We start from the raw sequence: 9,535 nt of genomic DNA, 5'->3' as shown, positions 1-9,535 counted from the left end.
TACCAAGACTATTCCAATGCGGATCTGACCGTTTTTCTAATCATGCAACAAAGCCTAATCTTGCTCAAATATTTTGCCTAAAGCAGCGGGCGGCGTGCTGCGAATCAGTTCTGAAGCCGTCCGATCGATTGGAGAAGGTAACAGTTTCAACAATCGCTCTAACCACTCACTCGAAGTCAACACGAGAAATAGAATCATCAACATAAACGGGGCGACTGTAAAAACCTGAGTCGGAATGTCAGGAATTGTACTTTGAGCAACGCTGGCTAACGATTGTAGGATGCCAAATAGATAACAACTCAACGCGACGCGCAACGGATTCCAACCACCAAAGATCACGATCGCTAATGCTATCCATCCATATCCAGCCGTGTGTAAATGACTCCATCCAGCCTTGAAGTCTAGAGAGAATGCGGCTCCTGCCATCCCGGTCATGGCTCCTCCGATCGCCGTGTAGAGATAGCGCATCAAGACAACATTCGTGCCTCTGGCAAAGGCAGCATTGGGCTGTTCGCCGATCGCTCTGAGCATCAAGCCAGCACGAGTCCGATAAAAGTAAACCCAGATCAAGGCGATCGCTGCATAGCTGAGGTAAACCAACAGGTCACTGCTAAAAAATAGTTCGCCCAACAGAGGAATATGCTGCAACACAGGAATCTTGAAGCTGGGCACTGTCGGGCCGGGAATTCTCACAAACGAGTTGCCCAAAAACGACGACAAATTTGCGGCCAGTAGCGCCAACACAAAGCCGATCGCCACCTGAGATTGTTTGAGCGTCAAGGTTCCTAGGGCGACAATCAGGGCAATCAGTGCCCCTACGCCGGCCGCACCCGCAAAGCCCAAAATTAGACTGGGGACGGCTCCGGTGGATTCGAGGGTTTTGGTGATCGCAAAGCTGGTCATTGCACCCAGCAAAATTGTGCCTTCGGCGGAGAGATTGATCACCCCGGCGCGTTCGGTGACGGTTTCACCCAGGCAGGCAAAAACGAGGGGCGTAGAGGTGGCGATCGCTGTCGCCAAAATTGGCATAAATTGTGCAAAATTCATCACATCAGTCCTGTATCTAAGTGAATTTAAGTGAGCCAAAGTTCAGATTTTATGATTTAGATTTTATGAAGTGTCTCCAAAGTCTCCGATTTGCCCAATTTCAGGAATTACGATACGAGGATGAACCCTAAACTTTTGATCAGGAGAATCACAATGCGATCTCTACGAGATACCCGCAAGGAGGCACGTCGGCTTCCTGCAATTTTTACTTTCAGCACTTGTCTGCTAACGGTTGCATTCACCCTTTCTCCCAACTCGTCCAACGCTCAAGGAACCACAAAGAAAGCCCCTGTAAACCCTTATCCTGAGCAAGTTGTCCAGATTTTTGTTGATTCTTGCACATCGGGCGGCAAAAGTGTCGATCCGGCTGTAATGAGAAAAATTTGTAGCTGCTCGATCGACGGCATTCAAAACCAATACACGCTGACAGAATTTATCAAAATTAGCGACGAACTTGGGGCAAATAAGCCGATGCGTCGTGAGATGACTCAAATCGTTCAATCTTGTGCTGCACAGGCGTTGAAGTAAATTTGAAGTAAACAATGGGGAGTTAGGCACTGGTCGATCGTCGAATGGGCAAGCGATCGCGCAAAGCTCCCCACTTCACCGTTTCGCTCAAGCCTCGCCCTAAGAGAATAAACAGCACCAGCGTTCCTTGAATCACACCGGAAAGAGAAGATTCTAGACTGAGTTCTAGCGGCAGTTGTAGGCTACCAATATTTAATGCACTGAAGAAGAGGGCGATCGGTAAAATCATCCAGGCATTAAACCCAACTAACATCGCAACCAGTAGAGCAAGATAGCCCAACCCACTGGAAATGCTGGGAATTAAGCGATGAAACACGGCTAAAACCTGTAACGCGCCTGCAATTCCTGCGAAACCGCCACAAATCGCAAATGCACTCAGCAATTGACGAATCGAAGGAATGCCTAATACATAGGAAGCGCGAAGATTTTGCCCCACGGCTCTCAGACGCAACCCAAAATAAGTGCCTCGCAGGACGATCAGCGTGATGATTACGGAAGCGATCGCTAAAAGCAATGCGATAGGACTCGCATCCGTGTTACCAAATGTGGGCAGCCAGAGAGATTCGCGAAACTGCTCAGTTCCACTCATTGATGCAACGCCGTCACGCTTCCACGGCCCAAAAATTAAATACAGCGCCAATCCATCCGCGACAAAGTTTAAACCCAGTCCCGCAAAAATTTCGTTAATGCGACCGTACACATTCAAAATACCCGCCAGCAATCCCCAAATGACTCCACCCAAACCACCCGCAACAATGGCTAAGAGAATCACCAGCGCAGGCGGAAAAGCATCTTGAGTCAGGCGCATCATCAACGTGGCGGCGATCGCTCCAAACGCAATCTGCCCTTCGATACCCAAGTTGTACAAGCCTGCTGTAAAGGTGAATAATAACCCACTGGCACAGAGTAAAAGCGGTGAAAGCGTGGCCACCACTCTCGCAAACTGCCCCACTGTCCCAAAGGCTCCCGTCCACATTTTGCTAACGACTTCTAGCGGAGAAGCCCCGACTAAAATAATCACGATCGCAATGAAAACGAGCGCCACGACGATCGCGATCAGTTGATACACCAGAGATTTAGAAACAAGCGTCATTTTCCCTATTCCAAACACTATTTACGTGACGTGAATTCGATAACGTTTTTTGGCTTCGTTGTTGAGTGCTTCTGCCCCCCAACCCCCCAATCTGGGGGACTTTAAGATAGAAATTTTGGTGCGGGTTTGTTTAGCGAATTGAGGATTCGACGCGCTCACTGAGTCGTCCTCCGATCATTTGACCCAGACGATCGACCGTCAGATCTTCGACCGCGATCGGCTCGGATGCCTGTCCGCCACTGAATACAATTACGCGATCGCTGTACTGCATAATTTCATCCAAATCAGAGGACATAAACAAAATGGTTGTTCCTCCCTGACATCGGGCGATGAGCTGCTGCCACACCCACAACACCGACTCGATATCCAATCCACGGGTGGGATGCTCCATGAGCAACAGATTCAGCGGTACGGGTAACAGAGCCAGTTGTGTGCGTTGTTGATTGCCGCCTGATAGCCGTTCGACTCGTGTGTTAGAGTTGCCGCGAATGTTGAACATTGCGATCGCTTGCACCGTTTGCTTGAGCGTTTCTTTCCAATCTACAAACAGGCTGCGCGACGGTGTACGAAGGGCCACATGATCATGAATCGTCAGCCCCGAAACCAGACCCTCTTTGAGGCGATCGGCGGGAGAATAGCCAATTCCATGATTCAAATAATCGCGGTAGGGTTTGTGGGTCATGTCTACGTTGTCGATGATGACTCGCCCTGTGGACGCTTTGAGCAGTCCCGCACAGAGGAGTAAAAGCTGTTGTTGTCCGCTGCCTTCGAGTCCGGCTAGCCCGATGACTTCTCCTTGATAGACGGTGAGGTTGCCCATATTTAGGGTTAAGCGATCGGTGACCAAACGAACGGCTTCAAGCTGGAGAGAGGGCGTTTCCTGGCGAGTTTTGGGCTTCATCGGCAGTGCCAGTTCGCGTCCAAACATCAGGTCGATCAAGATTTCATCAGGACAAGGAATCTCGGCATGGCCCATCAGTTTGCCCTGACGCAGAACGGTAACGCGATCGCACAATTCTTCGACATCTTCGAGCTTGTGGGAAACGAAAATGATCGACTTTCCTTCTGTCGCCAACTGCTTCATTGCCTCAAACAGCGCCGTCTTTTGAGAGGCCGAAATTCCGGTCGTCGGCTCGTCCAAAATCAGCGTTTTGGCACCCAACGACAACAGCCGCAAAATCTCTAACTGCTGCCGTTCGCCGACGGTGAGATTGCCCAAAATTTCGTTGGGGTTGAGATTAAAATTCAACTGATGTGACAATCGCTCAAGGTCACGCTGCGATCGTCGTCGATCCAAAAATAGATTCCCGCTTTTGCCAACCATGAAATTGTCTAACACCGACAGCGGCGGAAAATCTAGCGGATCTTGGTGCAGCATCCCCACCCCGTGAGCGATCGCATCTGCGGGCGTTTTGATTTCGACCGCCTGACCATCCAGGAGAACCATTCCCGAATCGCGACTGATAAAGCCACTCAAAACCTTGACCAGCGTACTTTTTCCGGCTCCATTTTCGCCCAACAGCCCATGAATTGTCCCGGCAGCGATCGTCAGCGACAGGTCATCATTGGCCTGCACCGTTCCAAAGCGTTTGCTGATGTGTTGTAGTTCAACCTTCATGGGGATAGTGGGTGATGGAGCGTTGTGTTTGCGGTCATTTCGACCCCTTGCGGGTCAAGCTTTTGCTTCCCAAGCTGCCAATTCTGGAGGACTTTTAGCAAAGAGTTCTGACCTAAAGTTTGCCAATCAATCGAACAACGTCTCGAATCCACCGTTGGAGTAGGGTCAGGACGTGAAGAGCAGCGGGAGCGAGGCAGTGATGGATGAGCAGGGGGCGATCGTAAATTCACAAACCGTCCATGCCTCCATTCTCCACCTCTGCCCGTGAGGGTTGCAGAACGCTACTTACTCGGCCCCTCCATGCCTGCTAACAATTGTGGCAGATACCAGATTTGCTGATCGGTGGCCTTCTCGCCCGCGTTCAAGAACGGCGTTCCATCCTGGAAGTTCATCGGCCCTTTGAAAGGATCGATGCTGCCGTCTCCTAACCCTTTGACAAACTCATCAATGAATTTTTTGTTTTCACCCAGCGCTGTACCAGGATTGAAGCCGATCATATTCGTACCGGGATTGTTGATGTCTTGCCAGTTGGGCCCCGACCAGACAAACTCACTCGTAAACTTGCCGTCTTTTGCCTTTTTGATGGCATCGGCGTAAGGAGAAGCCCAATTGTAGTAAGGCGTGCCCAAACAGATGTCAGGAGCCAGATTACAGCCCGTTGCCAGGTCATAATGCGTAAATTTCACTTTCTTACCTGCTTCGGCCGCTTTCTTGCCCTGGACGGCCGCTTCTGGCGTATCGATGCCAGACATCACCACGTCAAATCCCCCGTTGTAGAAGTCATCGGCCACCTTGGTCGGGTCAAGCGTTTTGCCAGGAATGTTGAACCAGAAGCCAATCCAGGTGACTTTGAAATCAAGGTCGGCGGCGGGCTTTTTGCGGTAGTTTTCCCAGCAGTATTTGGCACCCATAAAGGCAGACGAAGCGTAGCGGCGCGTTTCATCATTGATTAGTGGGCCGAGGTAGCCGATTTTGCCTGTTTCGGTGCCCAGGGCGGCCGCGCAGCCAGCAATCATTTTGCCGTACTCCATCCTGCCCATGATGTTGCTGAGATTTGCCTGATTTTTGAAATTTTTGCCTTCCTTCCAGGCGTAGTCACCAGAGGCATGAATCACCTTGACATCGGGATGTTTTTTCGCAGTTTCTAGTGCGTCGTCCTTGAAGTCGTCGGAGTTAAAGATCACAAATTTTGCCCCTTTTGCGATCAGGTCATCCGCCACCTGCGAGCCTTTGACATTGGGGCGATCGGCCGGGTTGACCTTATCCACATACTCCAGTTTGACTCCGGGTAGAGTTTTGATCGCTCCCTCGATGCCTTCAAAGTGCGATTGGTTCCATCCGCCATCTTGCTTTGGGCCGACCAGCACCATTCCCACCACAAAGTCACTTGCCGCCGGAGATCCTGCTGCTGCCGGAGATCCTGTCGCGGCCGGAGAACTGGTCGTCGAGGTATTTTGACCCCCACAGGCACCCAGTAGCAGCGCGAGCGCCATTCCGGGAGCCAATTTTTTCGCGGTGGCACTCATGCGTTGCACAAAATTCAGACCCTTCAAATTCATAAATTCTTTTCTCTAGTTCAGACAGGTTAACGAGTGTAGAAGCAAACTGTGAGGGCGATTGTCTCACTAAACGCGATCGTTTCCTCACAAGATGTATCGAACTTGACAGCAGAGCAATTTGGAGGGGTGAGGGAGCACTTCGATGATCTGTTCCCCCTTTGGGAGTAATCCGCTGCGCGAGGAGGGAGGAGGGATGGCTGTTTCAGTTAAAAGGGGGTGGTGTTATGAAGGGGTGAGTTCGATGAAGTTTTTCGCTGCGGTTGCAAGTCCTGGAGAGCTAAATCTTCTACGAGTAAACCTCACCGAATTCACCTTAAGCTCGACCTTATCCATTCTGAAGAGGCTCCATTTTTGGCGCTGCCTGGATCGCAGATGGGGATGCAATCTTTTTCAGGTTTCTAGCGGTTGAACCGATATCAAGAGAAGTCTAGTGCAGCGTCACAACTAGGAATTAGGGTAGACATCTCTTGGTAAAGTTTCATTGAATGAAGACTTCAGCGATCGCTAACCCTAATTTTTATCGTTGATGCTGCACTAGAGGCAATCTGACATGCTGCAACCATTGGTATTTCAGGGTTTCAGCAAATAGATAAAGTCGAGCTACGATAATGCTCGGATATGGGTATATGGTGACTTTTTACCGTGTAGAAACTCTTCTCCAGGTGAATAAAAGCTTTAGTCGCCTGAGACGAAGGCTTGGAGTATCCACCGATCGCCCTTCTTTGCGAAAACAGCCCGATAGCCTAAAGGACGATAAGCCTGACGATTGGGGACGTAGCCGCGTCGATCGTTGGGCAAAATGACGGGAGTCCAGCCGTTGAGATTATTGGGTGAAAGGGTCTCGTCTTTTAGGGGTTGGGGCGAAGCTTCAAGAGTCGCCTGATCAGCCTGCACAATCTCATTCTCAAGAACGGCAACGCTAGGAGAATTGGCAATGGGCTGCGATCGCACGATCGCTTCTCCCACAATCACAACCGACGTTTCGTAAGCAAGTGGCTTTTGGGGCGCAGTTTTCACCGCTTGATCAAATTGCCTAAACACGGTGGGGCAAGAAAAAAGTGGTTCCTGATTTGGCTGGGGTAGCGTTGCTTCATCGGTGCAGCCCGGGGCGATCGCCTTTTCTAACTGTGACCAAAAGGGTGAATTGGGATTGTCGGGATTGAGATAAGACAGCGATCGATGGGGGCCAAATCCAAACTGAGTTTCCTCGGTGACGATGCTGCGAATAAAGGTCACGTCTCTCTTTTGAACAGCCTGCCGCAATGTCTGGAGAAAGCTGGCAAAATCGGGCGATCGACTGGATTGATCCACCAGCACAATTCGCCAGTGAGGAAAGTCAACAGGCGTTGGAGAAGGTTGGGCTGAGGGTTGAGTGACAGTTTCCTGGCAAGAGGCGAGTGAAGCCATGCCAACGGTGAGCATGATTGCCCCACTCAGGAGCAGAGCTTGTTTTTTCATAGAAGGTTGCCGACCGATCGAAAGGATCGTGTTTCTTAGTCCGCCTAGATTGCGATCAAATCAGGATGCTCAGGTGTGACGAATTTTTCTACAATACGATCGACGATGCTGCCACGACCCAAAAGACATGGACTGTGAAGTACCCCACTGCATGGCGGATGGGGCTTCCAGTTTCATCGGTCAATGCCACGTTAGGGAATCTCTAAGAGATTTCGTACCAAGTACGATGATGGTCTTACTTGTCCTCCGGAGGTTTATCGCACTCGATGCGGCTCTAACTCCCGTAGCAGATTGCTCTACTACCCTGGCAGCAACCCTGCTTCCCAAGGTTGTTGATTTCAATTCGACAAACGCATCTTGGATTTACGGGAATGCCCGACCAGCAGGACTTGTTTCTTCCCCCTTTCTCATGCTAGTTGCGGGGCTAAAAGCCTTTTGTGGTCAGCCATGTGGGTGGGTCATCGACCGTTTGTATTGTATCGGATTTCTCGCGCTCGTTGGTGAGAGATTGGCGCTACCGCGCCGTTGCTATCCATCCCTACCGCATGGCGGATGGGGAATTCTACAAATTAGTTAACAAATGGACTTTAACAATCTGACTCGATATCCTTACGCCTCTGGTAGACGAGTCGTTTTGGGTAGACGAGGAGCCGTCGCTACCAGCCAACCTCTGGCAACTTTGGCGGGATTAGAAATGCTGCGATCGGGCGGAAATGCCGTAGATGCGGCGGTGGCAATGGCAATCACGCTGACGGTCGTCGAGCCAACTTCTAATGGGATTGGGTCTGATGCGTTTGCGCTGGTCTGGGACAGTCAACTGCATGGCTTGAATGCGTCGGGCAAAAGTCCTCAAGCTCTCTCGCCAGATACGTTTGCCGGACTTGAGAAAATGCCGTCTCTAGGCTGGTCAACTGTCACCGTTCCGGGGGCTGTCTCGGCGTGGCAAGCACTCTGGAAGCGTTGGGGAAAGTTGCCCTTTGAGCGATTGTTTGAGCCAGCCATCTACTATGCCGAGGCGGGCTATCCGGTGTCGCCTGAGACGGCCCGCGCCTGGAAACGAGCCGAACAGGTTTATTTACCCTTAACCAGTCCAGAGTTTCAGCCGTTTCAGCAGGTGTTTTTTCCACAGGGACGGGCACCCCAGGCGGGAGAAATCTGGCGCAGTCCCAATCATGCCAAAACGCTGAGAGCGATCGCTATCACTCAAGGAGAGTCTTTTTATCGAGGGGAGTTGGCGGCGGCGATCGCTACCTTTGCCGCACAAACGAATGGACTATTCACCCAGCAAGATCTGGCTAATCATCAGCCTGAATGGGTCGATCCGATTTCTACAAACTACCGAGGAATGACGGTTTGGGAGCTTCCACCCAATGGTCAAGGCATCGCAACGTTGATGGCATTGAATATTCTCGAAGGCTATGATCTGTCGCAGTATCCGCGTGAATCGATCGAGGCTTATCATTTGCAGATCGAGGCGATGAAGTTAGCGTTTGCGGATGCCTATCGTCACGTTTCTGATCCAGCCTTTATGGAAGTGTCGATCGCTAATCTATTAGACAAGAAGTATGCTGATGAACGGCGATCGCAAATTCATCACACTGCTATTCCTCGCGCTGTGTCTGGGCTGCCTCAAGGCGGTACTGTTTATCTCACCGCAGCCGATAGCGACTTGACCGTTTCTCTGATTCAATCTAACTACATGGGATTCGGCAGTGGCATTCTCATTCCCGATACTGGAATTGCTTTACAAAATCGGGCTACAGGATTCACGTTAGCGTTGGGGCACCCCAATCAAGTGGCTCCTGGCAAACGTCCATTTCACACGATTATTCCTGGATTCCTGAGTCGAGAGGGGCAACCATTAGGCGCATTTGGGGTGATGGGCGGGCCAATGCAACCTCAAGGACATCTGCAAATGGTGATTAATTTAGTCGATTATGGTCTCAATCCACAAGCTGCTTTAGATGCTCCGCGCTGGCGTTGGTTGAGTGACGATCGTGTCCTATTAGAGCCGTCTGTTTCTCGTGATGTGGCGGTGGGGTTGAGCGATCGTCGTCATCAAATCCAACTCAGTGCAGAACCTGGTGACTTTGGTCGGGGTCAAATCATTCTACGTCATGGCGATGTTTTGGTTGCTGCCTCAGAGCCTCGCGCCGATGGACTGGCAGTGGCGTATTGAAGGGATGAGGGATGAGGGATGAGGGATGAGGGATGAGGGATGAGGGATGAGGG

At 50.9% G+C, this 9,535-nt stretch carries 7 protein-coding genes; 2 read left to right on the top strand and 5 right to left on the bottom strand.

Features of this window, described 5'->3' with window-relative positions:
• Positions 1-54 precede the first annotated feature (54 nt).
• A complete protein-coding gene (locus tag ACKFKF_RS33015) occupies positions 55-1,047 on the bottom strand; it encodes an ABC transporter permease (protein WP_446871622.1) in 993 nt (330 codons plus the stop codon).
• Positions 1,048-1,200: 153 nt separating this feature from the next.
• On the opposite strand from ACKFKF_RS33015, the gene ACKFKF_RS33010 reads away from it, so the two are divergent.
• Positions 1,201-1,575, top strand: a complete 375-nt coding sequence (locus ACKFKF_RS33010; RefSeq protein WP_446871621.1) for a hypothetical protein — start codon at positions 1,201-1,203, stop codon at positions 1,573-1,575.
• 22 nt (positions 1,576-1,597) lie between these two features.
• Here the strand turns inward: ACKFKF_RS33010 and ACKFKF_RS33005 are convergent, their stop codons facing one another.
• The 4 genes from ACKFKF_RS33005 to ACKFKF_RS32990 all read right to left on the bottom strand — a co-directional run bounded on the left by ACKFKF_RS33005 (position 1,598) and on the right by ACKFKF_RS32990 (position 7,303).
• Positions 1,598-2,668 (bottom strand): ABC transporter permease, encoded by a 1,071-nt coding sequence (locus tag ACKFKF_RS33005; RefSeq protein ID WP_446871620.1) that lies wholly within the window; start codon positions 2,666-2,668, stop codon positions 1,598-1,600.
• 130 nt (positions 2,669-2,798) lie between these two features.
• On the bottom strand, positions 2,799-4,286 hold the full coding sequence (locus ACKFKF_RS33000; protein WP_446871619.1) for an ABC transporter ATP-binding protein: 1,488 nt from the start codon (positions 4,284-4,286) through the stop codon (positions 2,799-2,801).
• Positions 4,287-4,567: 281 nt separating this feature from the next.
• The gene (locus tag ACKFKF_RS32995; RefSeq protein WP_446871618.1) at positions 4,568-5,845 is read right to left on the bottom strand and encodes a BMP family lipoprotein; all 1,278 of its coding nucleotides are present in this window, start codon (positions 5,843-5,845) and stop codon (positions 4,568-4,570) included.
• Positions 5,846-6,520: 675 nt separating this feature from the next.
• Complete coding sequence (locus ACKFKF_RS32990) at positions 6,521-7,303, bottom strand: hypothetical protein (RefSeq protein ID WP_446871617.1); 783 nt, start codon at positions 7,301-7,303, stop codon at positions 6,521-6,523.
• A 580-nt stretch (positions 7,304-7,883) separates the two neighbouring features.
• Between ACKFKF_RS32990 and ACKFKF_RS32985 the strand changes: the two genes are divergently transcribed.
• Complete coding sequence (locus tag ACKFKF_RS32985) at positions 7,884-9,482, top strand: gamma-glutamyltransferase family protein (RefSeq protein ID WP_446871616.1); 1,599 nt, start codon at positions 7,884-7,886, stop codon at positions 9,480-9,482.
• The last annotated feature ends 53 nt before the right edge of the window (positions 9,483-9,535 follow it).

The sequence above is a fragment of the Phormidesmis sp. 146-12 genome (assembly GCF_052939495.1).
This window is presented reverse-complemented; position numbering and strand designations above follow the sequence as displayed.